Origin of the sequence: Microcystis sp. M165S2, assembly GCF_020245885.1 — a bacterium.
Classification (GTDB): domain Bacteria; phylum Cyanobacteriota; class Cyanobacteriia; order Cyanobacteriales; family Microcystaceae; genus Microcystis.
In genome coordinates this window covers 1-17,423 of the sequence record NZ_JADBTZ010000181.1, presented here as the reverse complement: position 1 = coordinate 17,423, position 17,423 = coordinate 1, and the positions used below count along the sequence as shown (strand labels likewise).

Here is a 17,423-nt window from a genome sequence, read left to right as displayed (position 1 = left end):
AGAATCTGGTTTCCGTGCCTAAAGGAGATGTTAAAAAAGCCGGAGATATTCACAATAAAAGGATTAGTATATATGGCCATAGACCGGACGAGTTGGGGAGCAATTAATATCTTGATGGTGAGTCTAATTTATGACAAGAGAACCATGGCAATCTATTGGGAGATATTAGATAAAAAAGGAAGTAGTAATCTCGAAGAACAAAAGCGAGTATTAGAAAAAATATTGACCGTGATATCAAGTCATAAAATAGTGGTGTTAGGAGATAGAGAATTTTGTTCAGTCAGTCTAGGAAGATGGCTTCAGGAGCAGAGTGGATACTTTTGTTTAAGACAAAAACAAAGTACAAATGTGAAGACGAAGGAAGGAGTTTATCAAGAGATGAGAGGATTGGGTTTAAGTCCAGGAACTCAACTATTTTTGAAGGATATAAATATTACAAAAGAGCGGGGATTTGGCCAGTTTAACTTAGCTGGTAAGTGGAAAAAAACTATCGGGTTTTTAAAACAAAAGAACCTTGGTATATTCTGACTAACTTGGGAGATTTAGAGACGGCAATAATGGTCTATCAAAAAAGATTTGATATTGAGGATATGTTTCGAGATTTTAAGTCGGGAGGCTATAGCTTAGAAGGTTCTCAATTAGCACCGCAATACCTATCAAAGCTGATAATTGTTATAGCTATTGCATACACAAGTGCCACACTGCAAGGGAAAAAAATTAAGGATATGGGAATCCAAAAATATGTAACAAGACCTGAAAAAAGATATAAAGGTCAGCGCAGACACAGCAGTTTTTATGTGGGTCAACATCTCTATCATTGGCTCGGGCTACATCAAATGTTCCCAAAAAATATAGAAGAGCTAATGCAAATTAGCCGCTATCGGGTGAAGGATTACATCAAGGGACAAAGAGCTATATCGCTTGCCCTATCTACCTTCTAGCTCGCTTGTCCCCCTCTCAGTTGTAACCCCTAAATCAGGTTTTATGTCAAGCTATTTTGAAAGCCTTGCTAGAAAGCAGTTTTATGGATAAGTATAATTACTCACTTGCATAAATGAGATGCTCCCCTCGTACCGATCATACCAATTCTAAGAGAGCCAAATAAGATTGCAATATCTTAGTTGACAAGTCCTTATTATATGCAATATAATAAAGGACATTTATTTTTATTAAAATTTAGGGCAAAGCTTATGGTGTTGAAGGATGGTTTAAGTGATGATGAGTTTAAGAAATTGATTGAACGACTTTCCTATAGAAAGCAGTACAATCAAGAAGTCGTCACTCTTGATACTGTTAAAGAAAGTCTTCAAGAACTGGGATTATCTGACTTGTTAATGGATAATGACATTGAGGAGGTTCGTAAACAAGTGAATAAAGAATTTAAAAAACAACAAAGAAAAAATTACCTGATATTTGCGTGTGTGTTGTTAGCCTTAACTGCTCCCTTATCTGCTTTTGGCGGTTACAAATTGAAGGAATTGGTTAGCAGTTTTTCTCAGCAATCTAGCAATCCAGACTTAGTTAATTTGTCAGAAGAATCAAAGAGATTGGAGTTGGAAAATGAAGACTTACAAAGGAAAATAAAAGAGCTTGAGGATGAAAATGAATCTTTGAAAAGCTCAAATATACCCAGTCCTTCGGCTTCTGTCGCTTCCGATAATAAAACCGTGTCAGAGCCTTCTTCCTCTAAGGCGATTAATGTTGTTAAAGTTCAATCCTTAATTTTTGAATTTAAGGAATGTAAAAAATCAGAAATTTCTTCAACGCTTCAAAATATCAAATGTTCTTTTTTGGTGACAAGTACGCAAGAGAAAAATAAACTTTATGTACATGGAAATTACAATTCTAATATCAGAACTCGAATGCTTGAAGATGGTAAAGAATTAATTGCAACTAAGGTAGATTTTGGTAGTAATTCTGGTGGTTCCCAAGCCGAAAATATTTTAATAAAGGATACTCCGATAGAAGTTATTCTTACTTTTGAAGACGTTCCACAAAGTATCAAAAAAGTTGGAGTGATTGAAATTAGTTCTTATCTAGAAAGCCCTGACTTTAATGACTATATTAAAGCGGAGTTTCATAATCAAACGTTATCTAATTCTCAATAAGTTCAAGGGGTAATAAGTTTAAGGGGAGTAATGGTGATTTGTGATTTGGCATTTTTTGAAACATAAATCGCCAATTCAAATCTGGGTTGGCGAATTGAAATTAAAAAGAATATTTTTTATTTCAACATATTTTTTATTGCAACAAAGGAATACCGGTTACTTTTTGACAGAGACTTGAAATGAAAGTATCTTCAGCAAAATGTTTGTCACCTAAATTCAATGACCAAGCACTAAAATGGAAGTCTCTCATTTGCTTTTCTGTGGGATATATTTTTCTTCCCTGTAGCCAAGGTAAATGACCGGTTGGAGCGTCTAAATTCCAAGTTAAATCATTGTAACCTAACCACCGCCCATTTTTTCGCCATCCTACACGATTCGCAAAAGCATAGTAGTCTTCACCTTCTTGCTTATAGATAAGAGCTTGAGTGGACAAGCCAAATTTGTCATGGCTATACTTTCTCCAAAGATTATCAAGGATAATTAAGTCATTATCAGATAATTTTTTGAGTTCAGTTGATGATAAAGCCGCATGGGGAATCTGTATAGTGGAGAAATGAGAAGTTGATGTAAATTCTGGTTTATCGGTAGCTTTATAAAGAAGCCGGATCGTTTCCTGATCAGCTTCCAGCCAATTCTGAGCGTTTAGGAGTTGGCGAAGTTTGGCATAATTGACCCCTTTATCGGAAATCAATTCATCCCTGTTTAAAAAATCGTCTACGCTTTTTTGATCTTTAAATCTAAGCGTTTTTTTTTCTGGCAAGTGAGGCAAAATGGCTTCAATGATTATATCTGTATTGTTGTCCCAAGTTAGATATAGCTTATCATTGAGTAACGGAAAATTTTCTAATATTTTTTGTTTTTGTTTATTATCTGAAAATAAGGGAAGCACCTTCGTTTGGTTAGAATAAATTTCTTGATTGAGGACGGCAAAAAGCTCTCGCTTAGGAAAATTTTTGTTTAGAAAAGCTTCACTCAAGACAACGATCACAAAACGAGAGATACTTAAACCCTCATTTACTTTCGCTGTAATACTATCTCCCCATTTAATTTCAGCCCGATCATACCAAATGGTAATATCAGCTTTTTTTAAGCTTGAAACTAAAGGCTCCACAATCAGAGGTTTGTCTTCACTAGCATGACAAATAAATACGTCTTTCATATCTTTCATATAATGATCCTAGATGATTTAATTAGAACAAAATCGTTAACAGATAACGAGCTAGATGTCTTTAAACTTCTGGTTCAGCCTCCTGTTTTATGTCAGAGTTTGATAGTTGTTTTGAGAAAATCCATAATGAACCTACGACTATTGCCAAACTTATCAAGAAAATGACGACTCCTATTATCAGTTTTGAGCTTAGATAATTATTCGACACAAAAGCAATACTTGATGGTAGGTTATCATAAGAGCCGAACTTTAGATTGACAGGAACCTCAAGTAAAATAGACTTTGATGAGCCATCAAACGTTGATTGATAAATTTGGAAACTTTCATGATATTGCAATATCCAAAAAAGCGAATTCTTATTATTAGTCATAGTAAGTACACTAGTGTTATATTTAGGCTCGGCAATCATTAATGGATTTTGTCCATCCAAATCAGAACGGACAATTCCGTCGCCATACTGAGGAAATGAACTAATAGTAAAATATAAAAACTTACCATCTGTTAATAAAGTATCCTCATCATTATTAATGGACAAAACTCCTTCACCTGTCCAGTTTCGTAAAATCGACTGTGCATCAATGGCTAATAAAACGGGATTGCTTATTTCTATTTTTACGAGCAATTCCGTTCGTGTTTTTATCCCTCCAGATTCATTATGTATAACACCATCATCAATATGCATATAAATAAATTTCCCATCGGTTGTTAAACGTTTTGGTATTGTAGATTGCTTTGTAGATTTATAGGGAAATTCAAAAAATACGGAAAAATTTCCCCCATTGATATCAGATCTATAAATAAAAAGCTTTCCTTCTCCTTCTGAATTTCTACCTGGCCAAAAAAGAGACTTCCCATCTGTTATTAAAGAACTAGGAAGCCATCGTACTATTTGAGACCCAGCTTTTTGAGAAAGATCAACAACAACAGATGGTTTCAAACTATCAATATCCATTTTATAAATGTAAGCATTTATAAACTTATAATCCTCATCCATCTTATAACCATAGTCCAGCCAAAAGACCGATTTACCATTGCTAACCAGCTTCATTCCTGTCTGATATTTTTTCTCGATATTAAATGTTTTTAGAATATCAAGAAATACAGAAGGTTCGGTTTCATTACTTCTTAAAATATAAAGTATATTTTCTTCTGTTGTCGTCCAAATTAAATTACCTTCCTTTAGTTGTCCAAAAGCAGGGTACGCGGTTATAACTAGCGACAGTATGAAGAGTAATAAAATAGTCAGTAATCTTAGTGTTTTTTTCATATTTAAGCTAGGTGCAAGTCAATTTGGCTCTCTTGGATTTCGTGTGATAAGCAAAAGCTATAGCTTTTCAAACGGTCTTTGAATAAGGCTTTCAGGGCTTATTTACCCAAGAAGCTAAGTAAAAGCGTAACTTCCACACCCGCATGAATGGCTCCCTAACGGAACCTATCCCTACAATACCAGAATCCCCCCAGAAGCGATCGAGTCCTTAGCAAAAAACAACAAATCGAAGAGTTCGATCGCTTGACATGACCAGAAATTTATAAAACGTAACCCGCCGAGATAGGGATTGAGTTTGTTTGTACGGTGCGATCGCTTCATAAAGGATGAACCTGTAAAGGTTTTAACGCGCTTTTCTATTTCACTTTACCGAACACGTCTACTAACTGGACGGCGAACTGGCTCATGCGGGTTCGGGATGGCGGGGTAGCGATCGGCGTTGCCGCACCGGAGGCGAGTGTGGTAAGGTTGTTATGATATAATCACTACATCACATCGTAGTTAGTGGATAAGCTCCTATGGCTTGTAAAGAGAATCACTTAACTGATTGGAAAATCACCAAACGTATTCCGATTAATAAAGATAACTCTAAAAAAATTTCCGATTCTTTTTCTTCTGATAATTATTTAAAAAAAGAATTAATGGAGCTTTTTTGGTTAAAAAATATAGAGATTTTCACGTTGCTGAGGTATCGACAAGTTTTGCCAACAAAGGGTTTAAGCCCCTTGCCCATGCCTCATTCTGATGAAAACTGCTATAAAATCGTCATTGTCAAAGATCGCGATCAAAGTTTTTTTAGGAAGGTTGATGAATGTTTGACAAAAATTGTTGAAAATTTATACGAAAGCAAAGTTTTTTTTGAATCTATTTCTTGGCAATCTGCAAAAACCAATGACAAAATAAACAAAGAAATTAAAGACATAGCTGGCAACATTAAAATTCTTTTTGAAAAAAGAGAATGGTATCAAGTCTATAATGCAATAGATCATGCAATTTTTGCAATTAAAAATTTTGTTGAACTAAATTCACAAGACGCTACATATATCGACCTCAAAACCATCGCTTTTTTAAGAGAAAAAGCTGGAAATTTATATCGAGATTTTCGTATTCTCGATAACAATTGGAATTCTTTAAAAATAATTATCGCAAAATATTGCAGTTATTCTGAAAGAGATTTATTTTATCTAGAAGAAGACTTTTTAAAAGTTTTTTCAGAAAAATTAGAAACGTTTGGTGACAAGCTAGAAGATTACATTGATTTTTTTGATATTGAAACTCTTCAAGATATTCAAGTAATAATGAGCGATATAATCGATCAGTCTCGTAAAAAAAATATAGATTTCAGTACGCCGACTGATTCCAAAAACTCTTTTAGAGTTCGGATTCGCAATGCGGCTGGATTTATTGACAGACTAATTGATTTTGTGGTTGAAGAGTCGGAGTCCGAAGATCAAGAGATTCTGGAAGTGATCGCTAATCACAGTAATTTTACTTTTTTGAAAGAGGAAAATATAAAAGAGGAGTATGTTAAAAATTGAATCAAGTGTCCGTTTTTTATAAAAAAGTAGATGTGGTATATGCTCCCTTTCCCTATCAGGATAATACAGAAGAAGAGAAAGAAAGGCCTGTTCTAATCCTCGCTCCTGTCTTAGAGGGAAAAGGGTTTATCTGCGCTTACATAACTAGCAATTCTAATAAAAGATCGGGGATGCTAGAAATTAAGCGGAGGGATTTTAAAGAAGGACATCTAGATGATGGATACGAAGCTTCTTATGTTAAACCGGACTGCATATCTACACTTAATAGAGAATTATTTAGAAGAAAATGCGGGACTTTGAGAGATGAAGTCGTAGATAAAATTATTCAAACTCTTATTGAATTATTGCAAGAACCACCTCAATCACCTCCCTCCCCTAAAAGTATAGAACGGCCTCCTAAACCTAAAAAGAAAAATTTTTAAAATAAAATATGCACTAAATCTGATAATCCATCACGAAAACCACCTTACCACCCCGTGCGTTGGCACTTAAGGCAGCGGTCATCTTCTTCGGATAGGGAAGATTGAGATTATTCATTAACTCAATAAAATCCTGGCGATTGCGGCCGGCGAAACGGGGATTCCAGCGCTTTTCCTCACCGATCGAGGAGACCGTTCTTCCCAGATAATCGTGACAGGGATAGACCAGCGTATCGTCGGGGAGGGTGAACAACTTCTCCGTTACCGTCTTGTATAACACCTCCGGCGAACCGTTCTGAAAATCGGTACGACCGCAACCGCGAATTAAGAGTGCATCCCCCGTTAATAGGCGTTTTTCATCGATGAGATAGGCTATATGACTATCGGTGTGGCCCGGAGTGGCGATCGCTTTTAGCTGCTGACCTGCCACAATCCAGATATCGCCATCGCGTACATAACCATCGATATCGCTCACTTCGGCGTTTTCGGGAACGAGGATCGAACAGTTGGTTAACTCCCGTAAGCGGTGCGCGCCGGTGATATGGTCGGCGTGGACATGGGTTTCCATGGTGTAGCCTAGGTTTAACCCCAACTGCCAAAGAATTTGCCGATCGCGATCAACCTGTTCCAGGACCGGATCGATTAAAATCGCCTCCCCCGTACCCGAATCAGCGATCAGATAGGTGTAGGTACTCGATTCCCTATCGAAAAGCTGGCGGAAAATCGGCGCTGCCGGCCCGAATGCGATCGAGTAACCGGCGGGGAGAGAAGTTCTCTCTTTAAGCGATCGCAACAAATCCCGGGCCAGTTCGGCCGCCTGTAAACGCAGTTCGGGAATGGCGGTGGTTTCCCAGAGATCGCCTTTGCGGGGATTTCCCAAGGTGTACAGCGTGTCCGATGCCGTACCGTCTGGCCTGAGAATCGCCCCGTTGTCCGCGGTTTCGATGCCGCAATTCAAAGGATGGGGACGGATTAACCCCCGTTGGCGAAGATGAACGACGAGGGGATCGGTTATGGTCGCGTAATCGTTACCTGCGCCGGTACAGTTAATGATTCGATCGATCGGTAGGTTTAACAGGTTTCCCGTTCCCCGTTGACGGATAGTAACCTCTACACAGCCGTTTTTAACCTCAGCACTTTCAATTCTTCCCCCATGATAGGTTAATTGTCCCGATTCTACGGCCTCGTCGAGGATACCGGCGATCTCGTCGGCGAGGCGATGGCGAAGAACCTCCCAATAGGCTTTCAGGTGGCGTAGAAATCTGGCGCGTTCCGCTATCGGCAGACAATGCCATAGACCTTGAGATATCGGGCGTAAGGCGTTTAAAACGGCGCGCCAGTCGTGACCTCGACTCTCTGCGGTTTTTACCTCCGCGCGAATCTGCCGTAGGAGTCCCCGCGTGGTCTGGGGCGCGGTTTCGAGGGTGAGGAACGGGGGATAGGGATCGGTGGGGCGGTGCGTTCGGGGGATCAGGCCATGACGGGAAACCGCGTGGATTTTGCCCGTGAATCCCCTTTGTGCCAGGGAAACCACCATATCCACCATCGTTAACCCCGTACCGACGATCAAGATCGTCCCGTCGGGTTTTAGCTCGGTGAGTGTGTCCGTCTCCCAAGCGTCGCGGAGATAGAGGGAATTGAGAGACGCGAGGGGTTGGGGAACCGTTGCGGGAAAATTGCCCAGCGCCAGAACTACTTTAGCGGCGCTGATTTTCTTGCCTCCTTTTAGGGTAATCGTCGCCTTTTCCCCGTCGAGTACCAGATCGATCGCCGCATCGGTAAATGTTTCCAGACGGTGATCGGCAATGGCGTTTTCCCGCGCTTCTTCTAGGATCGATCGGATGTATTTGCCGTACACTAGACGCGGTACGAAGCTGGCCGGATCGATCGATCGATAGCCGTTATCCGCTAACCAGTGGAGGAAATGTTCGGGATCGTCCTCGAAGGCGCTCATTTTGCCCGCAGGAATATTGAGCAGGTGGCCGCTGTCTCGTGTTCCGTAGGCGATCCCCGTACCGAGGGGTTTTCGGTGATCGATCAGGGCGATCGATAATGGAGTCCCCGTGTCGCGTAACAGGTTCGCCGTCACGAGGGAACCACTAAATCCTCCCCCGATAATGGCGATGTCGAAAGTTGCAGAAAATTGATTCCGGTCAATGTAGCTCATAGATAACTATCGGGGGGAGAATTAGGGGTATGGTAAGGGTGTCCTTGGGGAGAGAAGAAGCGTTTGGTTGAGCATTTAGGTCATTGATAGGCGATGCCCATTTGTTGAAAAATAGTATTAACTCGCCAATGTCGGTTTTTGCAGGAAGCTTCGGCCGCTATCTGTTGTTTTTTAATTCTCATAACAAATCCTTTTATAACTTTTAAAGATGATTTAGTATTAGTTAGTCTAGCTAAGTGGGTGGGTGGAATTAAATATAAGATGAACGTAGGTTGGGTTGAAGCATGAAACCCAACGCCTGCATGGGTTACGAAGTGCGCTAACCCATCCTACAAATAATTTTGCCTCCCTACTTAAAAGACGATTTTTAGGCATTCTTGGTTAAGACATTAAAAATAAACGATAGGATTTGCTGTCAATTAAGATATAAATCCCTAGAACAATATAGATAAAAGGACTAATTTTATGTCCGTAGTTTGTCACCACTTTAGCTATCCTGGGATGGGTAATCAAAAAATAGGCTAGGGCGCACCAAATCCCCATCATGAGATAAAAAATTATCATGATAATTAAGACGTGCATCGGGGAATTATTGGCAAAAAGAGAGGTATAGATACCAATATTATCACCACCATTAGCCACGGTCACGGCAGCAACGTAATAGGTTTGGGAGGGAAAACGAGGAACAAAGGAGCGATTTCTAGAAGAATTAACATCTTCTCTTACTTCTTGAATGTAATCCTCATTTTCCCTTGACAAAAGTTGTTTAATGCCGATAATTAGAGGAATAAATCCTAATAGACCAATCCATTCTTTAGAAACCAGTAACCCAAATAGTAAACCGAGGGAACTAGCTAGGAGAATGAGGGTAAAACCGAGGTATTGACCAATAATCAGGTGTCGAGGTCGAAAATTAGCATTAAGTCGCGAGAAAAACAACATTAGCACCATTAGATCATCAAGATTTGTGGCTACAAAACTCGTCACGCTAGTAATTAAAAGGGTTACTAACCAATTCATAGATTGAAAAAAGAGATAATCCTTCCCATTCTAAATCTCATAGTGCCAGATTTCCTCCTCTCGTAAAAGAAGACGATGGACGGGAAGACGTTCCACGGACCCCTGTTGTTCAAGATGATTAAGTGCGCGGGTAATAGTGACTCTAGTAGTTCCTAATAAGTCAGCGATATCCTGATGAGTTAGACGCACATCAATTAATTGTCCGGTACCGGTTTGTTTGCCAAATTGATTGCCTAACCATGCCAGTAATTTCAAGACCATAATATCAGTACGTTTGTAGCTACGAATAATACTTAGTTCTTGTGCTTGCTGAAGATGAGACAGCAGAATTTCTGCCATTTGATAACTCTCAACTGTGGAAAAGGAAACTGCTTGCACAGGACTAATGCACTCAACTTGATAGGGATTGACTCTCTCTAGGGTTTTACCGACAAAACTGCCAGGTCCCCACAATCCCAAGACGATCAGGGTTCCATCTTCTAACCAAGTGGAGGTTTTCACGACTCCACTCTCGATTTTCCAGAAATTAGGATTTCTGAGGGGCAAAATTGCCCGATTATCAAAGTGCCAGCGATGGGGGGTGGGTGGTTGATAGGTAAGCGTCATGATTGGTAATTAATTTTGATTAGGTACTTAGTCAGTCAAAAGCACAAGGCTGTCGGTAAAGGGGCTTTTTAGACGAGTTAGTTTTTTTGGGAGAATTTTGGGGTAAAAACGATAATTACCCCAAAAAAGACTGATTTTATGCCCTTGCAAGCCCTATTTATTTCGGGGTGTTAGTCTTCTCCAGTTCCGTCGTGGCCGAGGAGATCAGTTCTTGCCAAGCTCGATCGCTTTCCTGTAGAGTCTGTTTAACCGCGTCGATGGTCTTTTCCACGCGAGTTTTCAGGAAAGGGGAAGCACTGTCTTTGAGTCGTTCGGTGTCGTCGGCTAAGATATCGATCGTCTCGGAGGTATTAACGAGGCTCTTTTCTAGGGTAATAAGGTTGTTTTGCAGGGTTTCACTGAGTTTAGCCCCGGATTTGGTCAATTTTTTCGTCAATTTACTCACTTTTTCCCCTAGATCGTCAATATTATCCGCTAAGTCCTCTAGGTTGTCCTGTTGAGCTTCGATAATCTTCTTGTCGAGAGAAGGAGCGGCTAGTTGAGCATTTAGGTCATCGATAGCCGATTTTGCGGCTTGGATGGCTTTTTCATAGGCAATTTGGGCATCTTCGAGAATTTTTGGGCTAGAAACCTCATTTTTTTTCTTAACTGGTTCCACCACGGTGCCACCCGTTGCCGTGGCACGGTCGATGACGGCCAACTGTTCGGGGAGTAGGGGCAAGGCGATCGCATTTACTCTTCCCCCTAGGAGCAAAGTGACAGTTAAGAGGAAAATCAGCAGCCGGAAAACTTGATTTTTGAGGCTTTGAAAGCTCTTATTTCGGTTGATCATGATTTGATTTTCTCCTGTTCGGAAAATTGGTTAGTCTATCTGGATTTTATCATATCAAATTTTTATTTAACAAGAAATTTTATAAATAATTTATTGTATTTTTTGCCAATAAATTGCAGGCAAAAATATAATCTTTTTGAGCCAAAAGCTAGTAAAGAAAAGCTTTTGCTCTCTCAAAGAAAATTAATTTTTATCAGTTTTTTTATTAATGAGGTGCTGAATTATCCGATGGATTTATTTCTTGATTAATCGGGGATATTTTCTTACGACCTTTAATATATTTGCCTAAAGATTTATTTTTCTTAAGTCGTTTAATGCCACTTAAAGTGCACAGAGAGAATAGAGTTCCCACCAGAACCATCTGCCATAAACCGCAACCAGAAGCCGCGCCTAATCCTGCAGCTAACCAGATAGTCGCCGCCGAAGTCAAACCTTTTACTTGTACCTTATTTAGTTCCCGATGGGATTGTTGTAGGATGATTCCCGCCCCTAAAAAACCGACACCAGAAGCGACCCCTTGAATAGTGCGACTGAGAGCATTAGAAGACGCATAACCCACATCTCCCTCCGCTTGTAGGGGAATCATCACGAACAGGGCAGCCCCGAGACTAACGATAATAAAAGTTCTCAATCCGGCGGGACGACCGCCTCGCTGTCGGTTATAACCAATCAGACAGCCGACGGCCATAGCCATACTCAGCCGAAAAATAATCGTTTGCCAATCTTCCGAGTCAAAAAACATTGCTTAACCCATCAAATGAGATAAAAACTTCGCCTAACCAATCAAGGCCTTTTCCATATCCCGCTTTAAATCGTTCCTATTCTCGATCCCGATCAATAATCGTAGTAAAGCCGGTGTTATACCTCGTTTTAAGCGTTCTGTTTCTGGCATTGCTGCGTGAGTCATCAAAGAGGGATAACAGACCAAAGACTGTCCTAGGGACTTGCGCTTTGATAATGTACCATTTAGGGCTTGTCTGATTCTTCTACAGAGCGATTATCTGGCTGGGATATTATTCCTACGCAAGTCCCCTATTAGTCGATATCTTCGAGGTCTTTAAACAGGGCCGTGCTGAGGTAACGTTCCCCGAAACTAGGCTGAATCATGACGATTAATTTATCTTCGTTTTCGGGTCTTTTGCCCACCTGAATCGCCGCCCATAAAGCGGCCCCGGCCGAGATGCCGGATAGTAATCCTTCCTGACGAGCTAACCGTCGCGCGTAGGCGAAAGCCTCTGTATCATCGACGATAATCACCTCATCGATTAATTCGGGGCGGAAAATTGCCGGGATAAAACCGGCACCGATGCCTTGGATTTTGTGCGGCCCCGGTGGTCCCCCCGATAAGACGGGACTATTAGAGGGTTCAACTGCGATCGCTTGAAATTGGGGACGACGGGGTTTAATGGTTTCGGCAATACCGGTAATGGTTCCCCCGGTTCCCACGCCACCAATAACGATATCCACCAGTCCATCGGTATCGGCCCAGATTTCTTCGGCGGTGGTTTCCCGGTGAATTTTCGGGTTGGCCGGGTTGCGGAACTGTTGCAAACTATAGGCGTTGGGGGTGTTTTCGACTATTTCCTCGGCCCGGGCGATCGCTCCTTTCATGCCTTGGCTACCCGGGGTTAACTCTAATTGCGCCCCGTAGGCTTTTAACATTGCCCGTCGTTCTAAACTCATGGTTTCAGGCATAGTCAGGACTAGGCGATAGCCTTTGGCCGCCGCTACCATGGCCAGGGCGATGCCGGTATTACCGGAAGTGGGTTCCACCAGAATTGTTTTATCGGGGTGAATCAGTCCGGCGGCTTCAGCGTCCTCCACCATACTGACACCAATGCGATCTTTAACCGAGGCGGCCGGGTTCATGCTTTCCAGTTTGACCACGATGCGGGCTTTTACTCCCTCTGCCACTGGGATGCGATTCAGTTGGACTAGGGGAGTCCGTCCTACCAATTGGGTGATGTCTCTTGCGATCGGCATAATCCCACTTGCTTTGTATTTGTTGGCTATTTTGATTATATATGTATTTAAGATGTTTTACAATACTTTTTAAGTCAGAGTACACTGCAAAATGCTGGTGTTGGCACCTCTGATCACAACGTCGGCGGGGATTATCCCTGTCGATTTTTTTGCCTTGCCACTTTTTTTTAGTATATCAAAGCACAATCGACAAAATTGCTCCCGGAAATTTCCCTCAATTTAGTTAATTATTATTGGTATATAAAAGCACATTTGTTTAAACAACTTAAACGAATTATTAGAGAGATGAAAAGAGTGATACTTTTTCTCAGTATAGGGTTACACATTTAAGAAAGTTTTCTGAGATTTGTGCTGAAAAATTATTTTTTCGCCGTTTTTTTAGGAAACAATTTTTAATAAATAAAAGTAGGAAAATGGTCTATAAAATAATTCATGGCAAAAACGAAGTGTGTCTAGGAGCGTCAATAAACGCTAAATTCAATTAACAAGAATTGTTCCTCGATATACAAAAAAAACTGGCCAAGGTAGAGTAAACTTTTTCCAAGGACGATAGTATAGTCCCAAGAAAAAAACTCCCAGATACTTTATCGGAAAAAATAAAGAAAAGCCAGAGAAATCAACCTCGATATTTTGCCGAAACCAATCATCATTATAGGAGATGAAAACTATGGTGTTAGATGCCTTTGCCAAAGTCGTTTCTCAGGCCGATACCCGGGGGGAATACCTGAGCGAGAATCAAGTCAATGCCCTAATTGCCTTCGTCAAAGATGGTAATAAACGCGTCGATGTGGTTAATCGTCTTTCCAGTAATTCTTCTGCGATCGTTACCGATGCTGCGCGTAGTTTGTTTTCAGAACAGCCCGTTTTAGTTGCCCCCGGTGGCAACGCTTATACAAACCGACGTGCCGCCGCCTGCTTGCGGGATTTGGAAATTATCCTGCGCTACGTTACCTATGCCACCTTCACCGGCGATGCCAGCATCCTCGATGATCGCGCCTTGAACGGTCTCCGGGAAACCTACGTCGCCCTAGGGGTTCCGGGGGCTTCTGTTGCAGCTGGAATTCTCAAGCTCAAAGACGCTTCCCTTGCCCTAGCGGCCGATCCCAACGGGATCACTCGCGGGGATTGCAGTTCTTTACTAGCAGAAGTCGCTTCTTACTTCGATCGAGCGGCGGCGGCAGTTTCCTGATGCTGTGACTTTCTTATCTCAATCCGATTAAACTTTTGTAGGAGCAATTCCATCAATGACCAAGACACCTTTAACCGAAGCGGTGGCTACTGCCGATTCCCAAGGCCGTTTTCTCAGCAGTGCTGAATTACAAGTGGCATTCGGTCGTTTCCGTCAGGCCGCCATCACCCTAGAAGCGGTAAAAATCCTCGCCCAAAAAGCCCCCAGTTTAGCCCAAGAAGCAGCCAACGCCGTCTATCAAAAATTTCCCTACACCACCCAACTCCAGGGGCCGAACTATGCCTACGATGAGCGAGGGAAATCCAAGTGCGTTCGCGATATCGGCTACTATATCCGGATTATCACCTATGCCCTCGTGGTAGGTGGGACAGGCCCGATCGATGAATATCTAGTCGCCGGTTTGAGCGAAATTAATAGTGCCTTTGAGCTATCTCCTAGCTGGTATATCGAAGCCTTAAAATACATCAAAACCAATCACGGATTAAGTGGGGATGCTGCTGTGGAAGCTAATTCCTACATCGATTATGTGATCAACGCCCTTAGCTAATTTACGTCAACTTCACATCAAAATAAGCTCAAATCTCCTAAATTTACCTCGGGATGAGCGCCGAGGTTTTTTTGCGTCCGTCTAACTTAGTCGTCGTCGGGAACCTACCCTAACAAAAAAGCAAAAAAAACCATCTTGGGCAAGATGGTTGCACACAACGAGTATAAACCGACAAACTTGACTTTAGACTGCTTTTTCTGGCCCAGTAGCGACGGGCAGCTCCGTGGTGCTGTACTCTGTCCAAGAACCCTCATAAATTCTCACCTTGGGATAACCGAGCAGATGTTTGAGGACAATGTACTGTAAAGTCGCTTCCCGTCCCGTACTGCAACTGACAATAATATTATCGGAGGGCTTGATGTTGCGTTGGGCAAGAATCTTGCTGATTTCGTCTAAAGATTTCAATTTATGGGGATTTTTCAGGGATTCATCCGGATTATTTGCTTCCGTAAAAGTCGGCCAGGGTATATTTTTCGCCCCCGGAATATGACCATTTCTCAGCCAGATATCCTGTTTCCCCTGAAAAAGTTCTTCGGGTCTGGGATCGATAAAAACCACATCCGGTTTGCCGATCAACTTCTCTACTTCTGCCAAAGTCACCCGAATCGAGGGATTATCACGCACAGTAAAGCTTCCGGGTTGATATTTAGGGAATTCTTTAGTTACCTTCTGTTCGGAACCCTTATAGCCCTTAAAACCCCCATCTAAGACGGCAACATCTCGGAAACCCGATCGCTCTAGTAAATAGGCGACCATGGTTGCCCCCAAGACATCGCGACCATCGGAATATACTACCACTCGATCGCCATTAGTGATTCCCGCGGCGGCAAAGAGACTGCCAATTTTATCCTCTTGCCAATATTGAACTGGTAAAAATCCGTTTGGACCACGAAAATTATTGTCGGCTATATTCACCGCTTTCGGTAAATGACCGGTGATATATTCCAAAGGATTAATCCGCACATCGAGAATTTTTAACTTCGGATCGTTGAGATTTTGTGCTACCCAAACTGGCGATACAAAGTCTATCTTGGTCTCAGATTTCGACGTGGCCATCAGGGGCGATGACGGCGCTAAGGTAAAGGTTAAAATGCACAGAAGAACTAAAGTGAAAAAAGTAAGGGGACGGCTTTGAAACCGTCCTAGGGATAGACCTTTCCCTTGGCGCAGTTTTGGTTTCATGATTCAGTGTCAGCGAAGAATATCAAACGATAATTACTATAGGGCTTTGATTAGCTTTCTCCAAAAATTTAGGTATAACGTGATATTTTTCTTGGCAGCAAGTCGGTCAACTAATTATTAATTTATCCTTATTTCCTGATCGCCTTGGGTATCTCTAATAACTGTCGCCACCAGAGATGAACTAGGAGGGACCAAGCGATCGCTAAAAGCCAAGAGGCAAGGATATCACTAGGAAAGTGAACTCCTAAATAAAGACGAGTCCAAGCAATAACCAAGACGAAGGGAATCCCCAGTAAAACTACCCCTAAAAACCAGCGCGTTCTCCAAGATAGGATCAGTAAAGAAACCACTAACAGGGAACTAAATAAAGCATGGCCACTAGGGAAGGAAAAATCGTGGGGTAAGGGATAAAATAACTCCCAAAATTGCGGGCGATTCCGACGAAAAAGCATCTTGAGGTTATAACTAATAGCCCAACCTCCCGTCATGGTTACAAGGATATAAGCGAACCCATACCAGTATTTTTTTAGGGCAAAAATCAGCAGTAAAATTGTCAGTATCGGGGCCACTCCCCAATAAGTACCTAATCCCGTTAGTTTTATGGCCAAAAAGTTTAGGTTTAAATTAGCGGTTTGATGAATAGATAGCATCAGGGATTTTTCCCAAGCAAATCCTTGGGGATACTGGCCAATAGTGATCGCTAAATACGTAAAAGTTAGCGATGTTAACAAGATAACCAAGAAAATTAAGCTATTGTTTAAGTAAGTTTTTGGAATCACGGGGAAAAAGTGGCGATCGAGGATAACAGGGGCATTTCTAAAACCTGAAAATGCAGCAAAGCTAGGATTACTAAAGTATAAACTGTCGAGGAAAGTAATCCATTTCTCAATTCTTTTTGCCAATTGCGTTCTTCTTTCTCTCCACCGATTAATTCTTTCGTCCCGAATTGCATTAGCAGAATTCCCACAAGATTAGATAACCAATAACCAACCATGGCCGCCGGTAGAAAAAAATCGGCGTGCAAGCAAGCAATTAAACGACCGAAACCGTAGGCGATCGGCAGATTAAAAATTAGATCGTTCCACCAACACAGGGGCGATAATAAGTAACCGATCAATACCAAGGTTCCGTTTTTGATTTTGTCAAGTAGATACATCTTTTTTTTTAGCTACTAACTATCAGCTTTGTTTTTTTGCCATCAGCAATCAACTATCTCTGCCATTACTTTTGAAAAATGTTGTTAGCCACTTTTCTAGTTATCGAAAATTTGGGTTAAAACCCCGTCCTTTTAGGACGGCTTTAAGCTACAATGGAAAAAGCGATAACCAAGCTAAAAACTGAACCTTGACCACAGATAGTAGGGGGTTTCGTTCAGAAAAGACTTCAAATTCGGCCTT

19 protein-coding genes and 1 pseudogene are annotated in these 17,423 nt (G+C 41.5%); 7 read left to right on the top strand and 13 right to left on the bottom strand.

Features of this window, described 5'->3' with window-relative positions; translation table 11 throughout:
• Nucleotides 1-144 precede the first annotated feature (144 nt).
• The 3 genes from IM479_RS09475 to IM479_RS09465 all read left to right on the top strand — a co-directional run bounded on the left by IM479_RS09475 (nt 145) and on the right by IM479_RS09465 (nt 2,108).
• Nucleotides 145-528, top strand: a complete 384-nt coding sequence (locus IM479_RS09475; protein WP_287699381.1) for a hypothetical protein — start codon at nt 145-147, stop codon at nt 526-528.
• A complete protein-coding gene (locus IM479_RS09470) occupies nt 477-941 on the top strand; it encodes a hypothetical protein (RefSeq protein ID WP_287686162.1) in 465 nt (154 codons plus the stop codon). The genes IM479_RS09475 and IM479_RS09470 overlap by 52 nt, the downstream gene beginning before the upstream one ends.
• A gap of 198 nt (nt 942-1,139) precedes the next feature.
• The gene (locus tag IM479_RS09465; RefSeq protein ID WP_287686161.1) at nt 1,140-2,108 is read left to right on the top strand and encodes a hypothetical protein; all 969 of its coding nucleotides are present in this window, start codon (nt 1,140-1,142) and stop codon (nt 2,106-2,108) included.
• 133 nt (nt 2,109-2,241) lie between these two features.
• On the opposite strand, the gene IM479_RS09460 is transcribed toward IM479_RS09465, so the two are convergent.
• Nucleotides 2,242-3,276, bottom strand: a complete 1,035-nt coding sequence (locus IM479_RS09460; protein ID WP_287699380.1) for a GUN4 domain-containing protein — start codon at nt 3,274-3,276, stop codon at nt 2,242-2,244.
• A 61-nt stretch (nt 3,277-3,337) separates the two neighbouring features.
• Nucleotides 3,338-4,543, bottom strand: coding sequence for a hypothetical protein (locus tag IM479_RS09455; protein ID WP_287686159.1), 1,206 nt, complete (start codon nt 4,541-4,543; stop codon nt 3,338-3,340).
• Nucleotides 4,544-5,061: 518 nt separating this feature from the next.
• Between IM479_RS09455 and IM479_RS09450 the strand changes: the two genes are divergently transcribed.
• Both IM479_RS09450 and IM479_RS09445 read left to right on the top strand, forming a co-directional pair.
• Complete coding sequence (locus tag IM479_RS09450) at nt 5,062-6,081, top strand: hypothetical protein (RefSeq protein WP_287686158.1); 1,020 nt, start codon at nt 5,062-5,064, stop codon at nt 6,079-6,081.
• 5 nt (nt 6,082-6,086) lie between these two features.
• The gene (locus IM479_RS09445) at nt 6,087-6,503 is read left to right on the top strand and encodes a type II toxin-antitoxin system PemK/MazF family toxin (protein ID WP_287686164.1); all 417 of its coding nucleotides are present in this window, start codon (nt 6,087-6,089) and stop codon (nt 6,501-6,503) included.
• A 13-nt stretch (nt 6,504-6,516) separates the two neighbouring features.
• Here the strand turns inward: IM479_RS09445 and IM479_RS09440 are convergent, their stop codons facing one another.
• The 8 genes and pseudogenes from IM479_RS09440 to cysK all read right to left on the bottom strand — a co-directional run bounded on the left by IM479_RS09440 (nt 6,517) and on the right by cysK (nt 13,108).
• Nucleotides 6,517-7,224, bottom strand: a complete 708-nt coding sequence (locus IM479_RS09440; RefSeq protein ID WP_287675701.1) for an MBL fold metallo-hydrolase — start codon at nt 7,222-7,224, stop codon at nt 6,517-6,519.
• A 963-nt stretch (nt 7,225-8,187) separates the two neighbouring features.
• Nucleotides 8,188-8,667: pseudogene (locus tag IM479_RS09435) on the bottom strand (FAD/NAD(P)-binding protein); the annotation flags it as partial.
• Nucleotides 8,668-9,048: 381 nt separating this feature from the next.
• On the bottom strand, nt 9,049-9,687 hold the full coding sequence (locus IM479_RS09430) for a cadmium resistance transporter (protein WP_287675693.1): 639 nt from the start codon (nt 9,685-9,687) through the stop codon (nt 9,049-9,051).
• Nucleotides 9,688-9,717: 30 nt separating this feature from the next.
• Nucleotides 9,718-10,293 carry a Crp/Fnr family transcriptional regulator gene (locus tag IM479_RS09425; protein ID WP_287076879.1) on the bottom strand — a complete coding sequence of 192 codons (576 nt, stop codon included), beginning with the start codon at nt 10,291-10,293 and terminating at the stop codon, nt 9,718-9,720.
• A gap of 157 nt (nt 10,294-10,450) precedes the next feature.
• On the bottom strand, nt 10,451-11,125 hold the full coding sequence (locus IM479_RS09420) for a hypothetical protein (protein ID WP_287076876.1): 675 nt from the start codon (nt 11,123-11,125) through the stop codon (nt 10,451-10,453).
• Nucleotides 11,126-11,330: 205 nt separating this feature from the next.
• Nucleotides 11,331-11,867, bottom strand: a complete 537-nt coding sequence (locus IM479_RS09415) for an MgtC/SapB family protein (protein ID WP_287686157.1) — start codon at nt 11,865-11,867, stop codon at nt 11,331-11,333.
• Nucleotides 11,868-11,900: 33 nt separating this feature from the next.
• On the bottom strand, nt 11,901-12,107 hold the full coding sequence (locus tag IM479_RS09410) for a PLP-dependent transferase (protein ID WP_287686163.1): 207 nt from the start codon (nt 12,105-12,107) through the stop codon (nt 11,901-11,903).
• A gap of 53 nt (nt 12,108-12,160) precedes the next feature.
• Complete coding sequence (gene cysK / locus IM479_RS09405) at nt 12,161-13,108, bottom strand: cysteine synthase A (protein WP_110543475.1); 948 nt, start codon at nt 13,106-13,108, stop codon at nt 12,161-12,163.
• A gap of 670 nt (nt 13,109-13,778) precedes the next feature.
• Between cysK and cpcB the strand changes: the two genes are divergently transcribed.
• Both cpcB and cpcA read left to right on the top strand, forming a co-directional pair.
• Nucleotides 13,779-14,297 carry a C-phycocyanin subunit beta gene (cpcB, locus tag IM479_RS09400; RefSeq protein WP_002733930.1) on the top strand — a complete coding sequence of 173 codons (519 nt, stop codon included), beginning with the start codon at nt 13,779-13,781 and terminating at the stop codon, nt 14,295-14,297.
• A 55-nt stretch (nt 14,298-14,352) separates the two neighbouring features.
• The gene (gene cpcA / locus IM479_RS09395; protein WP_002732914.1) at nt 14,353-14,844 is read left to right on the top strand and encodes a C-phycocyanin subunit alpha; all 492 of its coding nucleotides are present in this window, start codon (nt 14,353-14,355) and stop codon (nt 14,842-14,844) included.
• A 183-nt stretch (nt 14,845-15,027) separates the two neighbouring features.
• On the opposite strand, the gene IM479_RS09390 is transcribed toward cpcA, so the two are convergent.
• The 3 genes from IM479_RS09390 to IM479_RS09380 form a co-directional block, all read right to left on the bottom strand.
• Nucleotides 15,028-16,026, bottom strand: coding sequence for a sulfurtransferase (locus tag IM479_RS09390; protein WP_287686156.1), 999 nt, complete (start codon nt 16,024-16,026; stop codon nt 15,028-15,030).
• Between the two features lie 128 nt (nt 16,027-16,154).
• Complete coding sequence (locus IM479_RS09385; RefSeq protein WP_287686155.1) at nt 16,155-16,805, bottom strand: phosphatase PAP2 family protein; 651 nt, start codon at nt 16,803-16,805, stop codon at nt 16,155-16,157.
• Nucleotides 16,802-17,182: a DUF7980 family protein gene (locus IM479_RS09380; RefSeq protein ID WP_002779112.1), complete on the bottom strand. Its 381-nt coding sequence runs from the start codon at nt 17,180-17,182 to the stop codon at nt 16,802-16,804. The genes IM479_RS09385 and IM479_RS09380 overlap by 4 nt, the downstream gene beginning before the upstream one ends.
• Nucleotides 17,183-17,423 lie beyond the last annotated feature (241 nt).

Bases quoted from the DNA above. Each gene is read 5' to 3' on its own strand.
- IM479_RS09475 (WP_287699381.1), top strand. From the start codon at position 145: ATGGCAATCTATTGGGAGATATTAGATAAAAAAGGAAGTAGTAATCTC.
- IM479_RS09465 (WP_287686161.1), top strand. From the start codon at position 1,140: ATGCAATATAATAAAGGACATTTATTTTTATTAAAATTTAGGGCAAAG.
- IM479_RS09460 (WP_287699380.1), bottom strand. From the start codon at position 3,276: ATGAAAGATATGAAAGACGTATTTATTTGTCATGCTAGTGAAGACAAA.
- IM479_RS09455 (WP_287686159.1), bottom strand. From the start codon at position 4,543: ATGAAAAAAACACTAAGATTACTGACTATTTTATTACTCTTCATACTG.
- IM479_RS09450 (WP_287686158.1), top strand. From the start codon at position 5,062: ATGGCTTGTAAAGAGAATCACTTAACTGATTGGAAAATCACCAAACGT.
- IM479_RS09430 (WP_287675693.1), bottom strand. From the start codon at position 9,687: ATGAATTGGTTAGTAACCCTTTTAATTACTAGCGTGACGAGTTTTGTA.
- IM479_RS09425 (WP_287076879.1), bottom strand. From the start codon at position 10,293: ATGACGCTTACCTATCAACCACCCACCCCCCATCGCTGGCACTTTGAT.
- IM479_RS09420 (WP_287076876.1), bottom strand. From the start codon at position 11,125: ATGATCAACCGAAATAAGAGCTTTCAAAGCCTCAAAAATCAAGTTTTC.
- IM479_RS09415 (WP_287686157.1), bottom strand. From the start codon at position 11,867: ATGTTTTTTGACTCGGAAGATTGGCAAACGATTATTTTTCGGCTGAGT.
- cysK (WP_110543475.1), bottom strand. From the start codon at position 13,108: ATGCCGATCGCAAGAGACATCACCCAATTGGTAGGACGGACTCCCCTA.
- cpcA (WP_002732914.1), top strand. From the start codon at position 14,353: ATGACCAAGACACCTTTAACCGAAGCGGTGGCTACTGCCGATTCCCAA.
- IM479_RS09390 (WP_287686156.1), bottom strand. From the start codon at position 16,026: ATGAAACCAAAACTGCGCCAAGGGAAAGGTCTATCCCTAGGACGGTTT.
- IM479_RS09380 (WP_002779112.1), bottom strand. From the start codon at position 17,182: ATGTATCTACTTGACAAAATCAAAAACGGAACCTTGGTATTGATCGGT.